Origin of the sequence: Legionella massiliensis (genome assembly GCF_000756815.1) — a bacterium.
Taxonomy (GTDB): domain Bacteria; phylum Pseudomonadota; class Gammaproteobacteria; order Legionellales; family Legionellaceae; genus Tatlockia; species Tatlockia massiliensis.
Map to the genome: position 1 here is coordinate 188,994 of NZ_CCVW01000004.1, position 26,330 is coordinate 215,323.

Consider the following 26,330-nt stretch of genomic DNA (forward strand, 5'->3'; position numbering starts at 1 on the left):
CAAGTAACTTCGAACCAGCAACCCCTTCCACCCTGCCGAACATTCTTCGTCATCCCGAACGTAGAGAGGGATCTCCGGGATTAGCACAATGCCATATTCAGGAGATGTCTCTCTACGTTCGACATGACATACGTTTTTGGGAGTGTAGCGAGAACGGTTATAAAATCGCTTAACTTAACAGCAGTGACCCCGCGGTTTATTCTCTTGCTTGAGCCAGAGGATATAGTGTTAGAATGACTCTAAAAAAATTAAAAGAAGATAGCTGTGGAAATCTCTAAGAAAATAAATGCCTTACGCGAACGTATAAGACTCTATGACCAACATTATTATGTCCTTGACGAACCATTGGTGCCTGACATCGAATACGATCGTTGCTTCCGGGAACTACAGGCCTTAGAAGAAAAGCACCCCGAACTGATAAGCCCTGACTCACCAACACAACGAGTGGGTGCCGGCCTTGCAAGTGCATTAGAACCTATTGAGCACAAGATGCCGATGCTTTCCTTAGGGAATGTGTTTAGCGATGAAGAGTTACAGGCTTTTATCAAGCGTGTTGCTGATAAGTTAGATGTCGATAAGGAATGCTTAGACTTTGTCTGTGAACCTAAATTAGATGGGCTAGCAGTAAACCTCTGTTATGAAAAAGGCCTTTTAAGTCATGCAGCAACACGAGGTGACGGGGCTGTTGGTGAAAATATTACTAACAACATAAAAACCATCGCCGCTGTTCCCCTTCGCTTACTAGTCGATAATCCTCCCGATTTTATTGAGATTCGCGGGGAGGTGTATATGCCTAAGGCTGGTTTTGAGGCTTACAATGACAAAGCCCGTGCCAAGGGCGAAAAAACCTTTGCTAATCCCCGTAATGCAGCGGCCGGAAGTTTGCGCCAACTTAATCCTTCTATTACCGCAGCAAGACCCTTGGCTATTTATTGCTATGGGATTGGCGCTTGTGAAGGGATGCAATTACCTGATAGTCATGCCAAGCAGTTAGAACTTCTCCGTCAATTTGGTTTCCGAGTTTCAACAGAGATAAAAGAGGCTCAGGGTTTTAACGGATGCCTGGCTTATTACCATGACATTCTGAGCCGACGATCAGCGCTACCCTATGAAATTGATGGGGTTGTCTATAAGGTTAATAGTATTGCCCAGCAGCAACTCTTAGGTTTTGTGGCGCGAGCACCTCGTTTTGCCTGCGCACATAAATTTCCAGCCAGTGAAGAAATGACTGTGTTACAGGCAGTAGACTTTCAGGTCGGGCGAACGGGTGCCTTAACGCCAGTGGCGCGCTTAAAACCAGTGAGTGTTGCTGGCGTGACAGTGAGTAATGCAACTCTGCATAACATGGATGAAATAAGCCGAAAGGATATCCGTATTGGTGATACGGTAATTATTCGTCGTGCTGGTGATGTTATTCCAGAAGTGGTTTCTGTTGTTTTAGAGCAGCGTCCGGCAGCAACGGAAATGATCCACATGCCCGAACACTGCCCAGTTTGCGGAGCCGATGTCATAAGAGAAGAGGGCGAAGCTGTTGCTCGTTGTACCGGTGGTTTATTTTGTTCTGCACAACTGAAGCGAATGATGTGGCATTTTGCCTCTCGCAGAGCGATGGATATTGATGGCTTGGGAGGGGTAATTGTCGAGCTTCTGGTTGATTTGAGCCTAGTTCGTGATGTCTCTGATCTTTACCGTCTTGATTTAGAAACCTTAGCTGCTTTGCCACGTTTTGGTAGAAAATCGGCAGAAAACCTGTTGGCTGCCCTGGAAAAATCGAAGAAAACAACCTTTGCCCGTTTCCTCTATGCTCTAGGAATACGCGAGGTCGGTGAAGTCAGTGCCAGAGTACTTGCTGCCGAATTTAGCGATATTGCTGCCCTGCGCGCCACCTCTGCCGAGCAATTGATGACCTTAAAGGATATTGGCCCAGTCGTTGCCTATCATATTGTCCATTTTTTTGCGCAGGCTCATAACCTTGAAGTCATTAATAAACTGCTTGATTTGGGAATTCATTGGCCTAAGGAAGCAGCTAAAGCTTTAGATGAGAGTCATCCCTTCCATAATAAAACCATAGTGCTGACTGGAACTCTGGCATCAATGGGGCGTGATGATGCCAAGGCACGATTGTTGGCTGTGGGGGCAAAGGTCACAGGCTCTGTCTCTGCTAAAACAGATTATGTTATTGCTGGGACTGAGGCTGGTTCGAAGCTTGATAAGGCAACAGATCTGGGAGTGAAGGTGTTAAATGAGGATGAGTTTCTTGCGCTTTTATGAGTTGCTCGAATAAGAATGAAGCCGTCATTGCTAACGGAGTGAAGCAATCCAGGGTTCAGAGCTCCGAACTCTGGATTGCTTCGTCACTATGTTCCTCGCAATGACGGAAGTAAACGATAAACAATTAGGATCTATACATTGATGGTGCGAAGCAAACAAAGGATTGTTGTTATTTTATTACTCGGCCTACTCTTGCCGCTTCAAGCAGCGGGCTGGGTCCTAAACAATCCCTATCCCGTTTCCCAAGCCCAGCAGAAAATTTATTATTCGTCCTTTAGCGAACAACCCAAGACGCTCGATCCTGCACGCTCTTATTCGAGTAATGAGTATCAATTCATCATGCAGATTTATGAACCGCTTCTGCAATATGACTACCTGAAGCGTCCTTATCAACTTAGCCCATTAATCGCCACAGCCATGCCTGAGGTTCATTATCTCAATAAAGCCAATCAACCCCTGCCTGATACGGCAACTGACGAGGTGGCCTATAGCGTTTACACTATTCACATTAGACCAGGCATTTTTTTTCAACCGCATCCTGCTCTGGCTAAAAATTCTAAGGGTGAGTATCGCTATCTACATTTACCTAAAAATTATTTAGATGATCATGACATTAATAACCTGTCGGATTTCCGATATAGTGGGACTCGGGAATTAACCGTCGATGATTATATTTATCAAATTAAACGCTTGGCCAATCCTGCAGTTAATTCGTCAATCTATGGTTTGATGAGTGAGCATATTGTCGGCTTCCATGATTATGCCAGCCTCCTGCCAGCAACAACCAGGCCTGATGAGTTTATTGACTTGCGCAAGTATTCTATGGCTGGCTTGCAAAAAATCGATGATTACACCTTTTCAATTACCCTAAATGGCCAATATACCCAGTTTATGTTCTGGCTAGCCATGCCTTTTTTTGCTCCTGTGCCTTGGGAGGCTGATCTTTTCTATTCTCAGGCAGGGATGGATGATAGTAATTTAGGCTTTGAATGGTATCCAATCGGGACAGGGGCTTTCATGCTCAGCGAAAACAATCCTAATCGACGCATGGTTTTGCAACGCAATCCCAATTTCCGCCAAGAGTTTTTTCCGAATCAGGGTTCTGAAGACGATATCAAACAAGGTTATTTACAACATGCAGGTGCAGCGATCCCTTTAATCGATCAGGCTATTTACACTCTGGAAAAAGAATCGATCCCCCGTTGGAATAAGTTTCTACAAGGTTACTACGATGCTTCCGGGGTGAGTGCTGACAGCTTTGATCAGGCTATTCATATAAGCCGAACAGGGGAGCCTAAGTTGGGTCAGTCGATGGTAGATAAGAAGATGAGGTTAACCCAGACCACGGATGCCAGCATTTTTTATCTAGGCTTTAATATGTTGGACAAGCAGGTAGGGGGAACTAGCGAGTCTGCGCGGAAATTAAGGTTGGCAATTTCTATTGCTGTCAATTATGACGAAAATATTGCCATCTTTTTGAATGGTCGCGGCAAGGCAGCTCAAGGGCCTATTCCACCCGGTATCTTTGGTTTCAAAGAAGGGGCCGCAGGAATTAATCCCTACGTTTATCGTTGGGATGGCAGCAAGGCAAGACGTCGTTCCATAGCCGATGCTAAGGCCTTAATGCGTGAAGCAGGTTATCCAGGGGGAAAGGATCCGGCAACAAAGAAGGCGCTTGTTTTAAACTATGATGTTACCTCTAGTGGAGGACCAGATGATAAGGCGCAGCTGGATTGGATGCGCAAGCAATTTGCCAAGATTGGCATTGATCTCAATATCCGCTCGACCCAATACAATCGTTTTCAAGACAAGATGCGCTCTGGCAATGCCCAGATTTTTAGCTGGGGTTGGAATGCTGACTACCCAGATCCGGAGAATTTTTTATTCCTGCTCTATAGTAAAAACGGCAAGGTGAAGTTCGGTGGTGAGAATGCAGCTAATTACGATAATGCCAAATTCGATGAGCTCTTTGACCGAATGAAAAATCGCAATAATGATGCTGAACGTTTACGCCTGCTTGATGAAATGGTTGAGCTAACCAGGCATGATGCGCCCTGGATTTGGGGAATTAATTCGCAAACCTTGCTGCTATCGCAGCAATGGGTTGCACCAATCAAGCCGAATACGATAAGCCTGAGCACCTTAAAATACACGGCTATCGATGTTCCAGAGCGCAACGGCTTGCGGAGTCAATGGAATCAACCAGTCTTATGGCCAATTGCTTTGCTGTTGTTATTTATTATTCTGTCCCTCATACCCTTAGTCATCGCCTATCGTAAAAAAGAAAGGCAGACTGCTGCGAGGTGCCAAGCATGATCTATTATCTGATACGGCGAATTCTCTATGCTCTTCCCATTTTATTCGGCATAAACCTGATAACCTTTGCCCTGTTTTTTATGGTCAATTCCCCTGATGATATGGCGCGTATGCAATTGGGGCAAAAATACGTAAAACCTGCAGCCATCCTGGAGTGGAAGTCACAACGCGGCTATGATTTACCCCTTTTTTATAACGAGGAAAAAGCAGGTCTAAAGCAGATCACTCAAACCCTGTTTTTCCAGAAATCCTTGAAGTTGTTTGCCTTTGATTTTGGGCTTTCTGATGGTGGAAGAGATATTGGTTATGATATTTCCCATCGCATGTGGCCTAGCCTGGCTATCGCCTTACCCATCCTTATTTTTGGCATGCTGGCCGACATTATTTTTGCGATGTTGATGGCCTTTTTCCGCACCTCTTATCTGGATTTAACTGGGGTCGTTTTTTGTATTGTTCTTATGTCTATTTCAAGTCTTTTTTATATTATTGGCGGGCAATATATCTTCGGTAAGCTTTTACGTTTAGTACCTATTTCTGGTTACGATGGCGGCTGGGAAAGCATCAAGTTTATAGCCCTGCCGGTGATTGTTGCAGTCTTTGCAGGTCTAGGCGCAGGTTCTCGTTGGTATCGCACTCTTTTTTTGGAAGAGTTACATAAAGACTATGTCAAAACCGCCAGAGCAAAGGGCTTATCGGAGGGCAGGGTCCTTTTTCACCATGTCTTGAAAAATGCTATGTTGCCGATCCTTACCGGCGTTGTAGTGCTGATACCTTCTTTGTTTATGGGCTCCTTAGTTTTAGAGTCTTTTTTTGGGGTGCCAGGACTGGGCAATTATATTATCGATGCGATTCAACAACAGGATTTTGCGATAGTCCGTTCCATGGTGTTTTTAGGATCTATTCTTTATATTCTTGGCCTGATATTGACGGATATTTCTTACACCTTGGTTGATCCTAGAGTGAGGTTTAATTGAGATGGAATTATTATGGACCGATAAATGCTTTTTGGCCGTCTTGTCAATCAGCCTAATCATTATCCTTAGCAGTCTAAGAAGAAGACATATTCGCAAAGCCTTCCAACGCATTAGCCACCAACCCTTAGCGCTTAGTGCGGGCATTGTCCTGCTCTTTTTCCTGCTTATTGGTGTGCTTGATTCGATTCATATCCACCCGCCCCAAAGCGAGAGTGATAGCGAGATTGCCGTGAGTGAGCATGATACGCTCTTAGACTCTATCTTGGCGCCGCTTGGTTCTAGCTATGAAAAAACCTATTCAGCACCACTTGCTTTAAATTTATATTCAGTGGAAACCGTCTTTGTTAAAGGACTAGCTCGTCAGATTTATCCACGGCTGCAATATCCGTCTAAGACGATTAAAGATGAGGCGATGAAATCCCAATTAGTGAAGGATCTGCTGCTTAAATCCTTAGGATTAACTTTAGCTCTGCTTTGCATATTTTGGCTGCTGGTAATCGCCTTTGTCCGATTGAAAAGTAGCTGTTGGAAAATTGCTCCAAGCAAAAGTGGCTGTGCCGTGCTAATGACCTTGTTTGTCTGCCTCTTTGTAATGATTGCGGGGTTCTGGATCTCCAGATACCTCCACCCCTTAGGCACTGGAAAAATTGGCCAGGATATTTTTTATTACACAATAAAAAGTATAAGAACTGGCTTGGTAATAGGGATTCTTACTACCTTATTTATGCTGCCTCTGGCCTTATTGCTAGGGATAGCCGCAGGTTATTTTGGCGGGTTTATAGACGATATTATTCAGTATACCTATATCACCCTGAGTTCCATTCCTGGGGTATTACTGATTACCGCCTCTGTTTTATCCATGCAAACTTATATAGCCAATCACCCAGAACAATTCGACACTCTCGGTAAAAGTGCTGATGCCAGACTCCTCGCTCTTTGTTTAATTTTAGGCGTGACAAGTTGGACAAGTTTATGCCGCCTATTACGCGCTGAGGCTTTGAAATTACGAGAAATCGATTATGTTTTGGCAGCAAGAGCCTTGGGTTCTAGCGCCTTCACTATTCTTCGTAAACATCTGCTACCTAATGTAATGCATATTATTTTAATAACCCTGGTATTGGACTTTAGCTTTTTAGTCCTTGCGGAGGCGGTTTTATCCTATGTTGGTGTTGGTGTGTCCCCAATGACTATTAGTTGGGGAAATATGATTAATGGTGCCCGTCTGGAGTTGGCTAGGGAGCCGATTGTTTGGTGGCCTATGTTGGCGGCCTTTGCTTTTATGTTTACTTTGGTGCTTGCGTCTAATCTCTTTGCGGATGCAGTTCGCGACGCCTTCGACCCTCAGATCTCATGAACGGGAGCATCTTGCGAGATCTGTGGGTTAAATCCGACCGTTCATTGCCTGGTTTTGTCATCTTGCTCCCCTTTGGGGACACTGCCATTAAGTTAAGGGCATTTGTCATTCCCGCGAAAGCGGGAAACCATCTCTACATTGGCACTGTGCTTAGCTAGAAATAGTTTCCCGCTTTCGCGGGAATGACAAAACCTGCTTTAACTTAATAGCAGTCCCCTCTGGGGAGGGTGCTTGTTTCGCTTTGCTAAAAAATTACCTTCTCCTCGCTTGTGGGGAGAAGGTACCCCAAGGGATGAGGGGTGTCTGCTAAGTATTGTTGTATCTCCATCATTCCATTATGGAATGGTCCATGAAAACTATTCATTTCTAATCTAGATCGCACATAAAGTACAATTGATTGCACAAACAGTTTATTTGTTGGTCATTTCGTGTTTGTCTCATTAAAATTCAGACCCTAGATACTAACGAGGCAGTTTCTCAAAAAGATGAACATGGGCTGGGCTTTTTGAAGCAAAACATGCTCGCAATATCGTTTAGGGACAACCTAAATTCAACATAGCTGATAACAAATAGGAGGATTTAATGCATTATAATTTTTCAGGCATGGGCGACCAGTTCTGTGGTGATATTGAGCCAGGTTCTACTTGTGATATAAGTGGCATGGGTCGTGTGGATATTGATGGCACAATAGGAAGATACACCCACATATCTATAAGTGGTATGGGAGATGTATATATAAATCGGACGGTTGAGGAGGGTGTAATATTTGAAATCAGTGGTAGTGCGACAGTAACATTTGCTAAAAAGCCGCCTCAAAGCGTTATCATTCAAAAATCAGGAATGGGGCGGGTTATAATTCCACCTGCTAATTCTAATTCAGTATCACATCAGAAAAAATCAAGTAGCACTAGTAATAACAATTCTAACAATAATAATGCCCATAGAACTGATCACTTTAATATGAATAATAGTGAAGGAGCCATGACATTTTATAATTATGGTTCAGGTAAAAATTATTCAATAAATAGCCATCAACAAATTGTTAATGGCAGGGTAGCCCCTGCATCAGATTCAGCACAACATCGAAAAACATCAAATAGTAGTAATAGCAATTCTAATAATAGTGATATCCGTAGAACAGCTAAAACTAATACCTATCATATTGGAGATGCAAGGATAGTTTCTGGTGATGGCCTTGTGATAATCACTGAAAATGGAACTGCAACTGCCTATGAAGGCAATGATTTTTCAATAGAAAATAATCAAAGATGTATTGATGGTAAGGTAATCACGGCATCAGATTCACGTATGCTTTTCGTGGAAAATATTAGCGGAGACAGGATTCCGGCACAGTATACTGAGAAAAGTATTCCAGATGATGGTAGTGTCGAGAGCGCGCCGATTGAATCAATAAGTGCACCTACAGTTAATGACCTGGAGAATGTACAGCCTTTGACAGAGATTGATCAATTTATTCTCTCAAACGAGATGTCCTCTAACTCGACAAAGACAATTGCTTTGGACAACCAGGATGTTAATTCAGGTATTTTCGATGAGATATCCTTTGATTTTGTTCAGGATTTAGCCCAAATAATATTTAAGTCAGCTACTAAAAACATCCCCTCAAATCTTGCTGTAAGTATTGTAAATTCAACGCTTATTGATTCGCTTAAAAAGTACAATTATAACCTTGATCCTGCTGTTGTCTCTGTTATTAATCATCTAACATGCACGGCTGTATTGGCTGTTTCTGGTGATCCTTACTTAATGTCAGTAGGAATGTCAGCAGGTTCAATATCCTTTGAGCGTCTTTTGAAACACAATGGCTTCAACGAAACTGAAGTATCACTTCTGAAATTGGCTGCAGTGCTAATAATAGGCAGCTATACAAACCCACAGGGACTCACGGGAACAGTGGCCTCTTTAACTGCTAGTATAGGCTCTAGTCTATTAGTGAAAAAACTAGTAAGTTCCTTGGTTGAAAATATACGTTCTAGCATGTCAACAAATAAAGAGGAAAGCATCTTACTAGCGAAACAGTCTAATCAGTCTAGGCAAACTTTTTTTAAACCAGCTGACGCTGTTGATCCTGAGTCAAAAGAAGCTGAGCGCGCTAACTCGAGACAAAGCTATCGCGGCGCTTCTTGCGGTATTTTATAAGATGAAGCAAAAAAGCATTAGATTGTTTATCGCAAATACAGCTTATTTTTTAACCATTATATGTTATATAAAATTTTCCATTAGGATAAGGATTAATCATGCCAAGATATCTAGATAAAATCAGTGCAGCTGGCCGATATACTGAATTTCCCGGGGTGACTGTAATTGCAAATACTTCAAAAGATGACAGTGCTCTTTGGAGGAAAATTCATGAAGTTCTTAGTGTTGGCTTAGTCTCTCAGTACTTTGCGCCCCTGCCTCAAAGTAGTTATCACATGACTGCAATAGACCTATATACAGAAAAGGCGGATGGGGGAGATAACTGGGGACAGTTTATTACAGAACGTTTAGAAACATTAAGAGAGTTAAGCGCCCATTTAAAGGAAAATAAGATTTATCCTCAAATGAAACTCAAGGCTATCCGTACATCAAGTGTGATTCAGCTCCAAGTTGTAATACCTCAAGAACAAAGAGAAGCAATTGAAAGAATCGCAGAAACTTTTAATGTCGCACATAAAGTTCCCAAAGAGATGCATATCACTTTAGCTTATCAATATAAATGGGTGACAGGAGCTGATACGGAAAAGCTTCAACAATACCTTGAACATGAAATCCAACGTATTTTTGAGGAGCATCCTCTTTGTACTTTTGAAGCGCCAGTATTAACTTATTTCAAAAGTATGGAAAAATTTACTCCTTGGGATGCTAAAAAAAATCCATTTACTCCTCCAAAACGATTTAATTTCTTTGAATTTCTGCATCTATCAAACGATAAGACCGGAGAGCCGGAGCAAGACTCCAAATTGACTTTTAAGTAGTGGCCTTAATTTGTGCGAGGAATGCGCCGAATGCAGCCTCTCGGTGCATTCGGCGTGAATGTTTTACTGATTGATTATGAATTCAGATCCCACTTATTTTCCTCTTCAGGTTCCTCTACATTATTGTTGGCTAGTGCAACCCGTGCTTTAAACATAGACAAACTACTTAAGATAGACAATTTATTATCTGATTTTGAAGCTACCTCTAATGGTTTGTCTTGTGTTTTTAACTGTTGCAACTGCTCTTTATAGCAAAGGTTAGTAGCAGCTAGATTTTGTTTTTGTGGTACAGGTTTATTGTCTAAATCTAAAATTATTTCATGTATTTCTTTAATAGTTTGGAAGGATTTTCTTTCACTCCTAGTAAGTCCTGTTGTCTCATCTTCTCGCTTTAACCTAAGCATAAGTTTATCTGATACCTTCAGAGCCTCGTCCACTCTCCCTTCTTTTAATGCTCGGATAATTTGCTCTATAGCAGGCTTTACTATTTCAACCTTAGGCTCTGAGATAGATCGTTTTGCAATATCACCTTCGTATTTTTCTAACTTCTCGACTACAGCGGCAATAGCTTTCGCAGAGTCAACCTTATCATGCCGAGAGCCGGCAAGGTTTATACCCTGGTTTAGATTCTGTTTCCGCAAAAAATGCGTGTTATAGGTTATGGTATCATTTATTGCTCTATTGACCGCCTCATCATTATTATCTACAAACAGCGTCGCTAAATTAATATCTTCAAAGCCAGCAACGCCAGCAAATTCACGCCGCACCTCTTCTAACTGGAAGGGAAAGGAATATTCATTGAGTGAATGCCCCCCGGTTCCATAAAGCATGGTTGCAATCAATAGACGAGAAAACTTTTCAATCTGTTCTGCCGAATTCGCTATTCCGGATACATAACCGTTCTTTTGTTCCGCCAAATTCCTCAATTGACACAATACTGTTCCGGATATGGAGTTTGAGAATGGGTGAACAAATCCTGCAAAATTCATTTCCAGCCATTTATAGTACTCCCCATCATCCTTAAATCTAGATTGATCTGAAGCTTTCATAGATGATGGAGGGGCATTAGATGATGTAGCAATATCTCCCAGGGGAACAGGCATAGACCCTTTCACTAATCCCATGTGTGCACTTTGCACAGCATTTCCCTTGTTTGCATTGAGATTATCATCATCTGTAATAAGCTCTTTTCCTCTCCAAGCCCCATAAAGCAGGGACTTACTATAAATATTTACTGGTAACTCATCTCTTCTTGCTTGCGCATTAACAACACCTAAGAAAGCGCTTTTCACTATCAAAATTACTTTCTCTCGTTGCTCTTCATGTAATTCACCAAAAATTTCCCTGCTTCTAATCCTCTCAAGACAATTTGCATATTCTTTGTGCGCTGAGCTGTCACCATGATAGGTATTAGCAAACACATCCACGCAGTCTCGCGCATCATTTTCTTTCGACTCTAATGCTTTAATTAACCTGCTTACATGATCTTGTAAAAGATCGCTATCCATAAGATCGATTTGATCTGTGACTGTTTCATGAGCAAGATGAGTTTCAAAGTATCTTCTAGTAGGATCGTTATTGATTATTTTTTTATCTTTTGAGATCTCATAAGAGGATAAACAGGGATCAGCCAAAAACTGCTCCATCTTTTTTAAATCATCTGGGTTTACATTAAATGCTCTGAATTTGGGATCTGCTTCAGTTATCCTAACGCCCAGTATATAGAGCCGTTTCAATTCGGCTATTTTCACAGTAACTGCTCGTAGTTTTTCAGGTTCTGCACTCTGCGAAGCAGCTAACTTAGCACATTGGTGTTGATAATGATCGATTAATATAAGTAGTGCCTGAGATGGAGAGATAACTTGTTTTTTAAGGGCAAGCGGCTCCACAGCGTTTACATATTGAGCAAGCGCACATTGAGATAACTCGTCCCTTACCTTTGCTTGCTCTTGTTTTGAATGTTTTGAAATTATCCATTGACCTAACTCACTTTTGGGGCCAAAAGATTTATGAACTAACTCTTGGCACTCTGGATTAGTTTGGGCAACTGCAAAAGCTGCTTGAGCCAGGTGATAAGCACCTAAATATTTTTCAGTGTCACCAAGCTTTTGATTTTTATATGCCTGCGCCAATTCAGTGAATGCCTTTACTTTTTTCTCAGCAGTAAAATTGACATCAATTGGTTTGGTGCTTTTTAAAACTAGCCAAAGTATATTTTGATCTGAATTGTATAATTCATCCAATATTGCCGCATCGAATTGAGCCGGCTCCAATTTTGTCTTATGCCTACCATGTAGGGGAATACCGAGGGCATTACTAATATTAGTGTAAGTCCTCGCATTCGCCCCCGCTTTTATTATCAACTCTTCTTTTGTATTCAGCGCAAAAATTTCCGGATAGCATTTAACTAATACCGTCTCCAGATAAGCCGGAAAATCTTTGACTCGCGAATCAGTATCATTGGCAATTGGCGTAGCCATATTAAGTTTTAAAATTTCTTGCAAGAAAAAGACTTTTTTATTTTCAGCACTTGCTCCAGAATCTTTACTTGCATATAGAGCCTCAGCTTGATTGGCAACCGTTTTTTCACCAATCTTTAATTGAAGTTCCGCGTTTTTTGGACCAGAACGTGCAAGACATCCAGCTGTATATACTAATAAGTTGTCAATGTCTGCTTTTGATTCAGCAAAATCCTCAGAGTCCTCAGAATACTCAGTGCTTTCAGAATACTCAGTGCCTTCAGAATACTCAGTGCTTTCAGTATTTTCACTAACATGGTTATCAGGAGCAGGGACAGCGTCTTTCAACTTCTCAAGATGTTCCTTCTCAAGTTGTTCCTTCAACTTCTCAAGGTGTTCCTTAATCGTTTTAATTACCATGGAAACTCTTGGTAAATTTTGCATAGGCATGCTTGTAAAACTAGCGATATCCCTTGTTTGAGTTCCTCTTGGTTGGTCTGGATTTAAAATAGGGCTCAATGTAGTTCTTGCTTCATTGTATCCAACATTTTTTCTCATCAACGCATTTTCATATTTTCTAGCGATAGAATTAATTTTTTCTCTGTCGAATTCTAGACTAGCAAGAGTTTCCATCATTTCATAAAATTGTGGGTCATTATACTTTTGATTCAATCCTTGTATAACTTCTTCTGGGCTTGTGTAGTTATCACTAACTAGTGGATGATTCGCATTTAAATCAGCATGCAAAGATATTAGTTTATCGATTTTTGCGATGTACTTATCAATAATTTTTTCTTCATTGTCAGTTATTGGACTGTGTCCTGATAAGGTAATCAACATATTCCTCAGATGTTGCATATCAGAATTTAATCGTTCTGGGACTACAATAGCTTCTTTTACTGCATGAAGAACCCCAACAATTGAAGGCTTGTCTTTCCTATCATTTTTAGGTTGTTCCGGGGTCTGTGTCTTAGCCCATTCATTGACTTGGGATAACTTGAACTCCAATGCATCTTGTATTCTTTGTTTCTCTTGATTAGGGTTGTAATTAATTAAGGTCTTAGGCATTTTCATACTCCTGTTGTCTTTCTAACTACAGTTTGCAAGATCAAAATTAACCTCGTATGACGAACACATGGATATCTGGAATGCGCCATGCTCGTTTGGAATGTGGAGCCTACAGTTTTGGGGATACTGCCATTAAGTTAAGGAAGGTTTTGTCATTCCCGCGAAGGCGGGAAACTATTTCTAGCTAAGCACAGTGCCAATGTAGAGATAGTTTCCCGCCTTCGCGGGAATGACAAATACCCTTAACTTAGTGGCATTGAGTTTTGGGGAGGGGCGGATCACCTAGCCTATGGTTATTCCAACTAGGGAAAAGTCATTTTAATTTTTCGTACCTCACTAACTAATTATTAATGAACGACTTTTAAAATAGAGCCTAATTTTTAATCAGGGCAGAAAAAGCATGCAAGATAGAAAAGAGAGCATGAAGTGGTAACTATAAATAAAGAAACATCTATTCAGTTTGAAGAGGCAAGCAAGGCTAAATGCACTATTATGTAAGCCTATCACTATTCCAAAGAAACCTTAATTAGGCTGCGCTGCATCAAGGCTACTTGTGTTTATTTTTACCCCGTGCAAACGTAAAAAACCTCAGGATTCCGTAGAATCCTGAGGTTTCTCATTGAATTGCGCTTTGCTTAGAGAAAATCCTTTAAAACATCCATTTGATAGGAGGTCGGTTTTACTCTTAAGTTGTAATCACCCCAGCCATGTCCAGTTGACCAGATTGTCCAACCAACGAAGCCGTAGTCTTTGCCATTGGCTGAGTTATCTTGCAGATACTTCATAAACTGGGTTAGGGGTGCTTTGCAAGATGCGGCATTTCTACCTGTTCCAAACTCAGTAACAATCGCCTTTAGTTTGTTAGTTTCCAGATAGTCAACGAACTGATTTAAGTTGAAGCCATTAGGTCCAGTCGTTGTTAGATCCTGCTGGCAATCATCATGAGTTCCACTGTAGTCGGAATCAAGATATTGGTGCACGTTAATCAAAACCTTAGACAGATCTGTCACACCTTGTTTGTTGAAATTATCGCGGGTAAACAGTGTTGCGTTGCTATAGGTTTGGCCATCAGAGCCGGTCCATTGATAGGTTGTCCAAGAGTGCAAACCAGTCCAGCTGTTGCCTTCAACCAGAATATAACCACCAAATTTCTGATCCTGTAGCATTTTTACTAAGGCAGCCTGGATGGTGAAAACCTTATCATCAGGAACACCAACAGGCTCATTCATTAGGTCGATCATTAAATATTTTTTATCGATGCTTGAATCATTCTGCATTAAGGTGGCAAGTTGTCCCCAGACAGATTTATAGGCATTAACGTCGGTGATCAAAGTACCATCGGGACAAGCACCATCCGGGCCACAGCCAGAATATTGTTTACCAAATTCTGAATAGCGCATGTAGGCGTGTAAATCAACGATCGTATTGACCTTGGCATGAGTCAAAGTTTGCAGCAAGGGTTTTAGGTAGTTATTGTAGTAAGCCATGTTGAGAGAGCCCTTTCCTGCACCATCTAATTGCAGATAACCCCAGCTGATTGGAACTCGCACTGTATTGACTCCAGCTTGGATAAAGGCTTGGGTATCCTTTAAGTCAGAGTAGTTACCCGAACTGTCTTCTTGTGAAAGGTTAGGAATAACAACTGGGTCAATGACTTTACCAAATTCGAGACCAGATAAATTAATACCAGCAAATTCCCAGTTTTTAGCTGGATTTGCCGGAGTTAAATCAGGATTGTAGGCAATCGGCGTGTACTCAATTGCACCAGTGACCTTGCCAGTGCTGTCAATAGCGCGGTTAGCGAAGGTTACGTGTACGCCTTCTGGTGGCGAATAGCTACTAATCGAATTATTGCCGCTATCGCTGATGCTAAAGCCAACATAGCCGAGATAACTGTTATTGCTTGAGCAACCACCAAAACGAATCGTGGCGCCGGCATAATTGAGATTACCGGAAGCCTTATTGGCATCCCCTGATTGCCCTGGAGCTAAGGGTAGGGTGACTGTCCCACCGCTATTTTGGATGCATATATAGGTATCAACAGCGCCTTTCGGACCAACACTTGTGATGCCATTAGTCATGTTGGCGGCAAAAGTAATACCGGGAAGAAGTGCGACTAGAGCTGTTAATTTTTGCATGTTAGCCTCGCTGTGTGATTTTATTTTGAATCATATGTATTATAATTTGTCATACAGGGGCAAAAAACCTGTCTTTTGTGACAGGTTCTGGGGAAAGCCATGTATGATCTTTGTCAACGGATGACTTTAGCAGAGTCAAAAGATAGTTTAAATCAAATGATTAGCAGCTATTTTTCACAACAAGGGATTAGCAGCCTGGCGTTTACCTACTATAGCCAACATACAAAGACCGGTTCTAAGCTAATTTACCAATGGGCAACTCCAGCTTTGCGTGCCTGGCATCAACATTATTTAGATGAGGGCTATGCCGATATCGATAGGACTCTTGAGTCTTCAGAGCAATCTCTCTTACCCGTCTATTGGGATGTGCATGAGCAACTAGCTGCTTCAAAAAATAAAAGAGAGGCTAGGATTCGTGAAGAGTCTATAGAGTTCGGTATTGATAAAGGTCTCAGCATTTCTATTCATGGTCCGGCTGGGGATTTTTTTGTTTTAGTTGTTCATCAGCGTGTTAAAGAAACAGGCTTGTCAGGCTGGCAGGAAAAACAATATCCCTGGATAGCCATTGCCCTTTGCTATTTTCATCACCTAAGGCAATTTCTGCTTAGAGAGGCTGTAGAGGATTCAACATTGACTAAGCGGGAGAGACAGTGCTTGCAATTAACCTCTCAAGGGTTGCGTATTGATAACATTGCTAAGGCACTCGATATTTCACGGCGAACTGTTAATTTTCATATACAAAACGCGAATAAAAAGTTGGGGGTTTCTAATAAGTACTTGGCGATTATGCGCTGGAATGAGCAGGAGGATGAAGATTAGCTGCTTTGCTAGTTCAACCAAAAGCATACGTCATGTCGAACGTAGTGAGACATCTCCCGAATACCAGGAGATCCCTCACTGCGTTCGGGATGACGGGATTCTTTAATCCTATAAGGCGGCCGGCGATCTGCAATAACGAACTGACGTTAAATTAATCCTAGCTAAAACGCCCTGTCTTCGGTACAGTTCTGTCATTATTTTTTCTGAGTAACTTTTATGAAGCCGCGCTTTACCCATCTGCGTGTTCACACTGAATTTTCCATGGTCGATGGCTTAGTTCGAATTAAGCCCTTGATGAAATCACTTGCAGAAAAGGGAATGAACGCGGTAGCTGTTACTGATTTTTGTAATCTCTTTGCTGCCGTTAAAGTATTTAAGACCGCAATTGATCTTGGTATTAAACCAATTATCGGTGCTGATTTGCCCTGTCATGATCCGCAGACACCGGAACAAATCACATCCCTTGTGCTTCTCTGCCAAAACGAACTGGGTTACCGCAATTTAACCTGTCTGGTTTCCAAGGCCTACCAGGAAGGGCAATACCAGGGGCAGCCAAGGGTGCAAAACGCCTGGATAGCTGAGCATGCTGAGGGCTTGATTGCTTTATCAGGTGGCCGTTTTGGTGCAATTGGTAAAGCCTTACTTCTAGATGATCTTGCCGCGGCCTATGCTTTAGCAAAATCCTTCGCTGAACTTTTTCCCAATCGATTCTATTTAGAAATTCAGCGGACAGGTCGTACTGATGAAGCGATTTATAATGAAAAAGTGGTTCGCCTGGCGGAGGAGCTACATCTGCCCTTGGTTGCTACCAATGATGTCCGTTTCCTGCATAAGAATGATTTTGAAGCCCATGAGGCGAGGGTTTGTATTCATGATGGTTATACCCTGGCTGATCCACGGCGAAACCAGCAATACTGCGCGGCGCAATATTTACGCTCAGCTGATGAGATGATTGAGTTGTTTAAGGATTTGCCGCAAGCCATTGAAAATACAGTTGAAATCAGCAAGCGCTGCACGGTCAAACTGGATCTGGGTAATAACTATTTGCCGAATTTCCCTATTCCCGAGGGCTCTACTGTTGAGGACTATCTCTCCGATTTATCCAGGCAAGGCCTTGAAGAGCGGTTAAGGCTAATCTTCCGGGAGCAAAGCGCAGAATCGATTAAAGAGGCTAGAATCCCTTACGATACACGCCTGCAGATTGAGTTAGATGTGATCAATCGCATGGGTTTTCCCGGATATTTCCTTATTGTTGCTGACTTTATCCAATGGGCAAAACAAAATGGCGTACCTGTTGGTCCAGGTCGTGGTTCTGGAGCAGGGTCTTTGGTTGCCTATGCGCTGAAAATTACCGATCTTGATCCCTTACTCTATGAGCTGCTTTTTGAGCGGTTTTTGAATCCAGAACGGGTATCGATGCCTGACTTTGATATCGACTTTTGTATGGAAGGGCGGGATCGAGTTATTGACTATGTTGCAGAAAAGTATGGTCGGCAAAGCGTTTCGCAGATTATTACCTTTGGTACGATGGCTGCAAAAGCGGTTGTGCGGGATGTGGGGCGTGTGCTGGGGCATCCCTATGGTTTTGTCGATAAATTAGCAAAATTAATACCCTTTGAAATCGGTATAACGCTGAATAAAGCACTCGAGGACGAACCTGAACTACAGCGGCGTTATCAGGATGAAGAGGAGGTTAAAGAGCTCTTTGACTTGGCTCTCAAGTTGGAAGGAATCACCCGTAATGCGGGTAAACATGCGGGGGGCGTAGTGATTGCCCCCTCAAAGTTAACTGATTTTACCGCGATCTACTGCGAACAAGATTCAACCCAGATTGTCAGCCAATTCGATAAGGACGATGTCGAAGCAGCCGGATTAGTGAAGTTTGACTTTCTTGGCCTAAGGACGTTAACGATTATTGATTGGGCTTTGGCAATTATCAATAAGCAGCGAGCTGCAAACGGGGAAGAACCTATTGATATTGGCATGATTCCTACCGATGACTCCCCCAGTTTTGATTTGCTAAAGGCATGCCAGACCACTGCTGTTTTCCAATTGGAATCCCGCGGAATGAAGGAGTTGATTGGCAGACTACAGCCTGATTGTTTTGAAGATATCATCGCTTTGGTTGCCCTGTTTAGACCGGGTCCGCTGCAATCAGGGATGGTGGACGATTTTATCGACAGAAAACATGGTCGAGCTAAGGTGGAATATCCTCATCCTGATTTGGAACCCATCCTAAAACCGACCTATGGGGTTATTCTTTACCAAGAACAGGTTATGCAAATTGCACAGGTCTTGGCGAGTTATACACTAGGTGCTGCGGATTTATTGCGTCGTGCAATGGGTAAGAAAAAACCTGAAGAAATGGCAAAACAACGCGAGATCTTTACTGAAGGAGCAACGGCGCGGGGGGTAGCTGAGGAAACAGCAACCTATATCTTTGACCTTATGGAAAAGTTTGCCGGCTATGGTTTTAACAAATCGCATTCAGCCGCCTATGCCTTAGTCGCCTATCAAACAGCCTGGCTGAAAGCTCATTATCCAGCCGCCTTTATGGCAGCGGTAATGTCTTCGGATATGGATAATACCGACAAGGTTGTGACCTTTATCGATGAATGTGGGCAAATGAAATTGAAGGTTTTACCGCCTTCTATCAATAGTTCAAGTTACCAATTTACGGTTGGCGAGGACAACACCATTCTCTATGGTCTTGGCGCTATAAAGGGGGTCGGTGAATCGGCAATCAATTGTATTGTTGATGAACGTAAGAAAAATGGCCGCTATAGTGGTTTATTCAGTTTTTGCCAACGTTTGGATCTGCGCAAGGTTAATCGTCGAGTTTTAGAAGCCTTAATTAAAAGCGGGGCGATGGATGATTGGACGGTCGAGCGCTCAGTGTTGAATGCTTCCTTAGAAAAAGCCTTAAAAGTCGCCGATAAGGTTCATCAAAATCAATCCAGTGGCCAAACCGATCTGTTCTCCTTACTGGATGATCCTATTGATCAGGAAGATTATCTGCTTTGTAAGCCCTGGCCTGAAATGCAACGCTTAAATGGCGAAAAAGAAACACTTGGACTTTATTTAACAGGCCATCCGGCCGGATATTATTGCAAGGAATTTAAAGCCTTTATTCAACCCATTGCTCGCTTAAATCCATCTGCTATGAAAAAGGCACTGATTTGCGGCATGGTTACAGCTATCCGTAGGGTGATGACCAAACGCGGTAAGAAACTGACTATTATCGGTTTGGAAGATGCCTCAGCGAAAATGGATATTGTTGTGTTTTCAGAGGTTTTTGAAGCCCTGCAAATGGAAGTTCAATCAGGCCAAATGCTTGTTGTTGAAGGCGAAATTGCTATCGATGATTTTAATGGTGGCGTAAAAATGACGGCCAACCAACTCTACTCAATTAGCGAAGCCAGGTCTCGTTTCGCAAAATGCCTAAGCCTACAAATAAATAACGAACATAGTGCTGCTATTCCCAGTTTGCAATCGATTTTAAAAGCCCACCAGGGTGGCTGTGTTGTACAAATTCGTTATTCAAATTCAAAAGCCACGGCAGTATTAAGTTTGTCCCCAGAATGGCGAGTGTCTCCGAGCGATGAGCTTTTGGTCTTGCTTTATGATTTGATCGGGCAGGAAAAGGTTTTTATGGATTATTAACGTCAGTTTTCATTATTTTTAAGTTTTAAGGAGTTATTATGAAAAAAACGCTATGCCTAACGCTATTATCAACGGCCTGTCTATCGGCACCAAGCTTTGCAGCTACCCTAAGTACCCACCAACTAAACACAACTCTAAAAAGATTAGAGACGGTTTCCTGTGACAAGACAGGTATTCAATGTATTGCTATTGGATTTGGTGCTGAATTTCATTTGCAGGATCGTTTGGTTGCTACAAGTCAAGATGGGGGGCTAACTTGGAGCGAACCTACTCTATTAGCCTCGCCCAAAGAAGAGGTTACACCGCTCTTAAATGATACTCCAAACTCTGCCAGTATTAGCTGCGATGAGTTTGGTCAGCAGTGTATCGTCGCCAGCTCTGCTGTTATTGAAGGAGTGCCGACTCCCCTTGTCTACACAACTCACGATGGAGGCCTAAGCTGGAGTGCTCCTAAGCTATTGCCTCTACCCAAGGATGTTAATAAAACTCAAATCTATGCTAATAACTCTTTGGTTACCTCAATTTCTTGTGACCAAACTGGTACGGTTTGTACGATTGCGGGTGGTTTAGCAGGTGACAATGAGGCTATTCCTTTGATTTACTCAACTACTAATGCAGGAGATAGCTGGAAATTTAGCTCATTAAAACAACCCTCCTATCAAGCACCAAGTTCAGGCTATCACGGTACGGTTTTATTAGGAGTCAGCTGTAATTTCTCTGGACTCAACTGTGTGGCTGTTGGTCATTCAGTAGTATCTACTTCTTTCTTTAGTGATTACTATTCCAGCCATCCCGTTAGTTATTCAACTCAAGATGGTGGCGCTCACTGGAGCAACCCCTATGTTTTAGATACCAAAGAAACGAATAATCAGGTGAGTACCTTGGTAGACATTGCCTGCGATAGTTCAGGTATACAATGTACTGCAATTGGCTATTTCAATTACTCTTCGCAATCTCTGCCATTCTCTATTACAACTCGAAACAATGGGGCAAGCTGGACCCCAATGAATTACATTATCCCGAAAGCTGGCTTTTACGACATTAGTGCGATGCATTGCGATAGCTCAGGAAAATATTGTGTTGCTGTAGGGGGGGAGTTTAAATATATCGATACAGTTGCAGTTGTTAAGCCACTAATCTATACGACAGAAAACGCTGGCTCAGTTTGGGAAAAAAGTGCCGACAGACCCTTCCCAAATTCATCTGTTTTGAATGACGTTTTTTGCAGCAATACTGGTGCGCAATGTGTTGCGGTGGGAGCTAAAGCTTCAAGCAATGCTTTAGCTCTAAGAAGATTTAGCTTTGATAAGCATCATCTATTTAAAAGCGAGCACTGATAAGGTTGCACAAAGGGTGGAAGGGGGCGCTAAGTTAAGGGCATTTGTCATTCCCGCGAAGGCGGGAAACTATCACTACACTGGCGCTGTACTTAGCTAGAAATACTTTCCCGCCTTCGCGGGAATGACAAAACCTTCCTTAACTTGCGCTTGAACCACCCCGTCCGTCGCTTTGCGCCACCTTCTCCCCTAAGGAACGAAGGGAAAAACAACAGACTTTTGCTTCACACTGAGCACTAAGAGGCATGAAAAATTTAATCTTAAGCCTAAGTGTTTGCTTTTCCCCTCTTTTTTTGCGGACTGGCATAAGCTAACATGTCATATAAGCTGTTAACGGATTGTAAGAATGAATTTTTTTTGTCGGCTGACTTTAATTTGTACTCTAGCTTTAGGTCTGATGCCCAATTGTTATGCAGATAATCGCGCTAATAACTTTTATCGTAACTTCTGGATGCCCACCTACCATGGAATACAACTAAGTTATTGTACAGTTGATGGCAAAACCTGTGGTTTAGCGGTGGCGACTCGTTATTGCCAAATGATGGGGTATCACCGTGCTGATCAGCATGTTATTGAACATAACGTCGGTTTAACTAACTATATTGGCAGCACAGCAACCTGTCAGGGTTGGCGCTGTAATGGTTTTAAAACGATTCGATGCGTGGCAGAACTAACGCATAAACCACCTAAGGGTTACCACTATCGCTACAGGAAATTTGTTTATCCACGCTTTGACTACTATCGTGTTGATTGGTGCTATGACGGTAAGCGTGGCTGTGGCCAGCGAGCAGCTTTTTCATTCTGTCGCAGAATGGGTTATTTACAAACGCGTCGCTATCAAATTGAAAAAGGGGTAGCGGCTACAAAAGCAATTGGTAATCAAAAGCTGTGCTTCGGCAAAGAATGCAACGCTTTTAAATCGATCATTTGCTATCGTTGAGGGAAGCAAATATTAACAGGATGTTTTGCTGGGTTTTATGCTCTTTTAAGCCTTGGCAAAGGGATTTCAGGCATTTAAGTTTTGAATCAACATCTTGGCAATATGGCTAATTATGACGCAAACAAAAAGCATCGTCATATATTTGACAGGGTAGCGGTAGTAACCAATACTCAAAATGAGATGATGTGGAGACTAGGGAACAGGTTATGAGCAGTAATGAAACCATTTTTATCATTGATGACAATGAAGAACGTTCACATAAGCTCAGCACGATTTTGAATTTTGTTGGCGAGACCTGCTATCTGGCAAATTATAAAAACTGGCGCTCCATTCCCTATGACAAGGCACGGTTATTAATAGCCGGCTGTGGTTCTTATGAGGATACGCTGGTTTTCCTAGAAGAATTGATAGATATCGCTCCGGGTTTGTCAGTCATACTAGTAGATTCCACTTTACCCGAAAGCCTGTATTCAACAAAAAACGTGCTTGCTAATCTTCAGTTTCCATTCAGTTATTCACAAATGTTAGAAGCTCTGCATAAATGCCAGATTGCCAAAGAAAATATGGAGCTTGACGCAAACAGTCAAAAAAGAACGCCTCTGTTTCGCAGCCTGGTTGGCAGCAGTGACTCTATTCGTCAGGTGCGTAAATTAATCGCTCAGGTAGCAGATACCGAGGCTAGCGTATTAATTTTGGGGGAGTCTGGAACAGGAAAGGAAGTTGTCGCTCGTAATATCCACGCTTTCTCTTCACGTGCTTCTAAACCCTTTATCCCAATAAATTGCGGGGCGATTCCTGGTGAGTTGTTGGAAAGTGAATTATTTGGTCATGAAAAGGGCGCTTTCACCGGTGCCATTACTTCAAGACAAGGGCGCTTCGAATTAGCTAATGGCGGTACCCTGTTTCTTGATGAAATTGGTGATATGCCTTTGGCAATGCAGGTTAAATTATTGCGCGTCTTGCAGGAGCGTTGTTTTGAGCGCGTAGGTTCTAATAAAAGTATCGATGTTAATGTACGAATCATTGCAGCAACCCATCGCAATCTTGAGACTGCAATCAAGGAAGGCAAATTCCGTGAAGATCTTTTTTATCGTTTAAATGTTTTTCCTATCGATATGCCTCCTCTTAGGGCAAGAAAGGATGATCTCCCTTTATTGGTTAATGAGTTGGTTGCGAGAATTGAGGGGGAGCACCGGCCTAGCGTGCGTTTAATGCCAGCTGCCTTGGATGTATTGGGCCGTTACCAATGGCCGGGTAATGTCCGTGAACTGGCTAATCTCGTTGAACGCTTATCCATTTTATATCCTAATGGCATTGTGGATGTTGATGAGTTGCCCAGACGCTTTAAAACCGATAACTCTGCTGCCACTCACGGTTTGCTAGGTACAGAGCGAGAAACCTTGCTTGAGTTGATGAAGCAAGATCAGAGTTCGCTCAATGGTGATGGTATCGATCTCAAAGAACATCTAGTAAAAACAGAGTTAGCTTTAATTAGCCAGGCATTAGATGAGTCCGATTGGGTGGTTGCCCACGCAGCATCCTATCTTAATATGCGACGTACAACACTAGTTGAGAAAATGCGCAAATATGGTTTGACAAGACCAGAACGTGCTTAGTAATAGGTCAACCCATCCCGAATTCCCAGAGTAGTGAATTTAAATGAAACCTTGATGCAGCGCAGCGTAATCAAGGTCTTCCTTAGATAAGGGTTAGGGGGACGTGACTTATTACGGGATCTATGAGCCCAGAGTGGACACCGGATCCCGCGGTCAAGCCGCGGGAATTCAATACTGGAGTGGGAGCTGAGCTATTATAATTGATTCTATCTTCACAACAGCGCCAGACACGCCGTGGTTCAAGCAGGGGGCTGTGAATCGTCTTTCTCAGAGGCTTCAGCTTTTTCCGTTGCTTTTTCTTCAGCCTTTGCTTTTGCCTTTTTAGGTGCAGGAGTCTTGAGAGCTTCCTCTACCTTCTGGGCCGTAGTAGTTTCAGGGCTGGATTTTGGAGCTTTAGCTGCTTCTGCTTCTGCGGCAGCTGCTTCTTCTGCGCGTTTCTTTTTGTAATCGACAATGATCTCAGAAACACTGGTTTTGACATCCTTAAATAATTTGGTCGCCATAGAGGCTACTTCTTTGAGGTCAGGCAGCTTTGATTTTAAATCGCTCATGGTCCGCTCCGTGATTTTTAGCTATACACCTAAGTATATACTGTTGTTATTAGTTTAACGTCACCCTAGCATAGCTCGTCATCCTGAGCGTAGCGAAGGATCTCCGGGACTAGCACTCTGCCACATTCAGGAGATCCTTCGCTACGCTCAGGATGACGGAATATACTCGAAATTAAGCATTTTTCATGCCCAAGGGTGCAATAGTTTTGTAGCAGGCTTTAATAATTTTTCAACTACAGACTTTTTACCATGCACAGCAATCTTGAAAGAATTAAAGGTTGCCATTTTTTCAGCAAGAAAGTCATCACTGGTTTTGAGGCTATCAATGAGTTTTAAATCATAAGCATCTTTCGCAAGCCAATGTTCGCCTGTTGCAACCTTTTCAATATCCAGTTGCTGACGATTAGTGAGCACATAGTTTCTAAATGCCTGGTGGATTTTTTCCAAATCTTCTTGAAATTTTTCTCGGCCTTTCTCAGTGTTTTCACCAAACACGGTTAGGGTGCGCTTATATTCGCCTGCAGTTAGTAGTTCAAAATCAATATTATTCTTTTTAAGCCAGCGATGAAAATTAGGTAACTGTGCTACGACACCAATTGAGCCAATAATTGCAAAGGGTGCGGCAATAATCTGGTTGGCAACGCAGGCCATCAGATAACCTCCGCTAGCAGCAACTTTATCGATACATACAGTCAAGGGTATCTTTTTATCTCTTAATCGTTGCAATTGTGAAGCAGCTAAACCGTAACCGCTAACGGAGCCACCGGGACTTTCAAGACAGAGCAAAACCTCGTCTTTATCACGGGCTACTGCTAAAACGGCATTGATGCTTTCACGAAGTTGTTCAACTTGAGACGCTTTGATATCGCCTTGAAATTCCAAAACATAAAGCGAAGGCTGCGAGGATTTTTCTTTTTTCTTTTTCTTTTTCTTTGGCGGTTTTTCGTCTTTTATTACATGAGACATGCGCTCTTTGAGTTTGTTATATTCTTTATTGAGCGGGGTTATTTCAAGTCTGGGTTTGGGTTTGCGGCCTAGAGATAAAATACCTGCAACTGTCAATAATAGAGCAATAACTAGAGTCAGTGTTTTTAAGAGAAATAAACCGTATTGTGCAAGAAAATCCATTGTCTACCTTAGTGATGCGATAAAAGGCACAATTATCCTCGCGACGGTCAAGAGTTGCAAGTGGAATTACCTTAGATACTCCATGGAGGAAGCAGAATGGGAGGAGGCATCTACAACAGAACTTCCAGAAGAGTTTCCAGGCGCTTCCTTTGCAACATTAGCAAAAAAGCTTTGCTTCATCTCTTCAGTACTAGAAGGATAAACTTTACAAATGGGAGCTTCTCTAACAACGCTTTTAGTTTTGATAGTCAGATCAGTCAGCCTGCGCGAATCAGCTAGTTCTATCGCCTTATTCACATAGATATGATCCATGGATTCTAAGGTTAAATGAATAGACTTCACTTCCTTAAAGATTTTATGGACTGTTTTATCAAATAAAAAAGGGGCTAGATCATTCTTATTTTTACAACATAGATTTAAATCACCCATAAAAGCAATCTGACTAACAGGTCCACAACTGCTTTTAATAAGCTTCAATACCTCTTGGAATGATGCTTGTACATCATCTTTGGTATAAGGATCTGAAAACGATCGTTCCAATTTGCTTAGATCACTATTTCGGAGTTCAAATTTTCTCGCTAAGGTTAAGCTGTTAACCATAGACTGAACCTTTTCATGGTAGCAGGTAATGATAAGTTGGTTAGACTTGTTTTTAGCATAACTAATATACATTGAAATCATTATTGTTAACCCCAATAAGATTCAGCTAGATGGCTGT

General features: G+C 42.2%; 16 protein-coding genes. 11 read left to right on the forward strand and 5 right to left on the reverse strand.

The window, feature by feature from the left end:
- Window positions 1-264 precede the first annotated feature (264 nt).
- The 6 genes from ligA to BN1094_RS15600 all read left to right on the forward strand — a co-directional run bounded on the left by ligA (window position 265) and on the right by BN1094_RS15600 (window position 9,893).
- Window positions 265-2,271: an NAD-dependent DNA ligase LigA gene (gene ligA, locus BN1094_RS15575; protein WP_425411919.1), complete on the forward strand. Its 2,007-nt coding sequence runs from the start codon at window positions 265-267 to the stop codon at window positions 2,269-2,271.
- A gap of 141 nt (window positions 2,272-2,412) precedes the next feature.
- On the forward strand, window positions 2,413-4,587 hold the full coding sequence (locus tag BN1094_RS15580) for an ABC transporter substrate-binding protein (protein ID WP_044012073.1): 2,175 nt from the start codon (window positions 2,413-2,415) through the stop codon (window positions 4,585-4,587).
- The gene (locus tag BN1094_RS15585) at window positions 4,584-5,561 is read left to right on the forward strand and encodes an ABC transporter permease (RefSeq protein ID WP_044012074.1); all 978 of its coding nucleotides are present in this window, start codon (window positions 4,584-4,586) and stop codon (window positions 5,559-5,561) included. The genes BN1094_RS15580 and BN1094_RS15585 overlap by 4 nt, the downstream gene beginning before the upstream one ends.
- Window positions 5,557-6,915, forward strand: a complete 1,359-nt coding sequence (locus BN1094_RS15590) for an ABC transporter permease (RefSeq protein WP_044012075.1) — start codon at window positions 5,557-5,559, stop codon at window positions 6,913-6,915. The genes BN1094_RS15585 and BN1094_RS15590 overlap by 5 nt, the downstream gene beginning before the upstream one ends.
- 582 nt (window positions 6,916-7,497) lie before the next feature.
- Window positions 7,498-9,075 carry a hypothetical protein gene (locus BN1094_RS15595; RefSeq protein ID WP_044012076.1) on the forward strand — a complete coding sequence of 526 codons (1,578 nt, stop codon included), beginning with the start codon at window positions 7,498-7,500 and terminating at the stop codon, window positions 9,073-9,075.
- A 98-nt stretch (window positions 9,076-9,173) separates the two neighbouring features.
- Entirely contained in the window at window positions 9,174-9,893 is a 720-nt protein-coding gene (locus BN1094_RS15600; protein WP_044012077.1) for a DUF1868 domain-containing protein, read from the forward strand.
- Between the two features lie 74 nt (window positions 9,894-9,967).
- Here BN1094_RS15600 and BN1094_RS15605 read toward each other — a convergent pair whose 3' ends face one another.
- The gene (locus tag BN1094_RS15605) at window positions 9,968-13,420 is read right to left on the reverse strand and encodes a hypothetical protein (protein ID WP_044012078.1); all 3,453 of its coding nucleotides are present in this window, start codon (window positions 13,418-13,420) and stop codon (window positions 9,968-9,970) included.
- A gap of 635 nt (window positions 13,421-14,055) precedes the next feature.
- A complete protein-coding gene (locus BN1094_RS15610) occupies window positions 14,056-15,558 on the reverse strand; it encodes a glycoside hydrolase family 5 protein (protein WP_044012079.1) in 1,503 nt (500 codons plus the stop codon).
- Window positions 15,559-15,657: 99 nt separating this feature from the next.
- On the opposite strand from BN1094_RS15610, the gene BN1094_RS15615 reads away from it, so the two are divergent.
- The 5 genes from BN1094_RS15615 to BN1094_RS15635 all read left to right on the forward strand — a co-directional run bounded on the left by BN1094_RS15615 (window position 15,658) and on the right by BN1094_RS15635 (window position 23,933).
- A complete protein-coding gene (locus BN1094_RS15615) occupies window positions 15,658-16,377 on the forward strand; it encodes a helix-turn-helix transcriptional regulator (RefSeq protein WP_044012080.1) in 720 nt (239 codons plus the stop codon).
- A gap of 216 nt (window positions 16,378-16,593) precedes the next feature.
- Entirely contained in the window at window positions 16,594-20,040 is a 3,447-nt protein-coding gene (gene dnaE, locus BN1094_RS15620) for a DNA polymerase III subunit alpha (RefSeq protein ID WP_044012081.1), read from the forward strand.
- Between the two features lie 38 nt (window positions 20,041-20,078).
- Entirely contained in the window at window positions 20,079-21,377 is a 1,299-nt protein-coding gene (locus BN1094_RS15625) for a sialidase family protein (protein ID WP_044012082.1), read from the forward strand.
- 346 nt (window positions 21,378-21,723) lie between these two features.
- A complete protein-coding gene (locus BN1094_RS15630) occupies window positions 21,724-22,317 on the forward strand; it encodes a hypothetical protein (RefSeq protein ID WP_052403337.1) in 594 nt (197 codons plus the stop codon).
- A gap of 206 nt (window positions 22,318-22,523) precedes the next feature.
- Window positions 22,524-23,933 (forward strand): sigma-54 dependent transcriptional regulator, encoded by a 1,410-nt coding sequence (locus BN1094_RS15635; RefSeq protein WP_044012083.1) that lies wholly within the window; start codon window positions 22,524-22,526, stop codon window positions 23,931-23,933.
- Window positions 23,934-24,172: 239 nt separating this feature from the next.
- Here BN1094_RS15635 and BN1094_RS15640 read toward each other — a convergent pair whose 3' ends face one another.
- The 3 genes from BN1094_RS15640 to BN1094_RS15650 all read right to left on the reverse strand — a co-directional run bounded on the left by BN1094_RS15640 (window position 24,173) and on the right by BN1094_RS15650 (window position 26,284).
- Complete coding sequence (locus BN1094_RS15640; protein ID WP_044012085.1) at window positions 24,173-24,484, reverse strand: hypothetical protein; 312 nt, start codon at window positions 24,482-24,484, stop codon at window positions 24,173-24,175.
- 183 nt (window positions 24,485-24,667) lie between these two features.
- Complete coding sequence (gene sohB / locus BN1094_RS15645; protein ID WP_044012086.1) at window positions 24,668-25,612, reverse strand: protease SohB; 945 nt, start codon at window positions 25,610-25,612, stop codon at window positions 24,668-24,670.
- Window positions 25,613-25,678: 66 nt separating this feature from the next.
- Complete coding sequence (locus BN1094_RS15650; protein WP_141650500.1) at window positions 25,679-26,284, reverse strand: hypothetical protein; 606 nt, start codon at window positions 26,282-26,284, stop codon at window positions 25,679-25,681.
- Between the last annotated feature and the right edge of the window lie 46 nt (window positions 26,285-26,330).

Bases quoted from the DNA above. Each gene is read 5' to 3' on its own strand.
- BN1094_RS15580 (WP_044012073.1), top strand. From the start codon at position 2,413: ATGGTGCGAAGCAAACAAAGGATTGTTGTTATTTTATTACTCGGCCTA.
- BN1094_RS15585 (WP_044012074.1), top strand. From the start codon at position 4,584: ATGATCTATTATCTGATACGGCGAATTCTCTATGCTCTTCCCATTTTA.
- BN1094_RS15595 (WP_044012076.1), top strand. From the start codon at position 7,498: ATGCATTATAATTTTTCAGGCATGGGCGACCAGTTCTGTGGTGATATT.
- BN1094_RS15600 (WP_044012077.1), top strand. From the start codon at position 9,174: ATGCCAAGATATCTAGATAAAATCAGTGCAGCTGGCCGATATACTGAA.
- BN1094_RS15605 (WP_044012078.1), bottom strand. From the start codon at position 13,420: ATGCCTAAGACCTTAATTAATTACAACCCTAATCAAGAGAAACAAAGA.
- BN1094_RS15610 (WP_044012079.1), bottom strand. From the start codon at position 15,558: ATGCAAAAATTAACAGCTCTAGTCGCACTTCTTCCCGGTATTACTTTT.
- BN1094_RS15615 (WP_044012080.1), top strand. From the start codon at position 15,658: ATGTATGATCTTTGTCAACGGATGACTTTAGCAGAGTCAAAAGATAGT.
- dnaE (WP_044012081.1), top strand. From the start codon at position 16,594: ATGAAGCCGCGCTTTACCCATCTGCGTGTTCACACTGAATTTTCCATG.
- BN1094_RS15625 (WP_044012082.1), top strand. From the start codon at position 20,079: ATGAAAAAAACGCTATGCCTAACGCTATTATCAACGGCCTGTCTATCG.
- BN1094_RS15630 (WP_052403337.1), top strand. From the start codon at position 21,724: ATGAATTTTTTTTGTCGGCTGACTTTAATTTGTACTCTAGCTTTAGGT.
- BN1094_RS15635 (WP_044012083.1), top strand. From the start codon at position 22,524: ATGAGCAGTAATGAAACCATTTTTATCATTGATGACAATGAAGAACGT.
- BN1094_RS15640 (WP_044012085.1), bottom strand. From the start codon at position 24,484: ATGAGCGATTTAAAATCAAAGCTGCCTGACCTCAAAGAAGTAGCCTCT.
- sohB (WP_044012086.1), bottom strand. From the start codon at position 25,612: ATGGATTTTCTTGCACAATACGGTTTATTTCTCTTAAAAACACTGACT.
- BN1094_RS15650 (WP_141650500.1), bottom strand. From the start codon at position 26,284: ATGTATATTAGTTATGCTAAAAACAAGTCTAACCAACTTATCATTACC.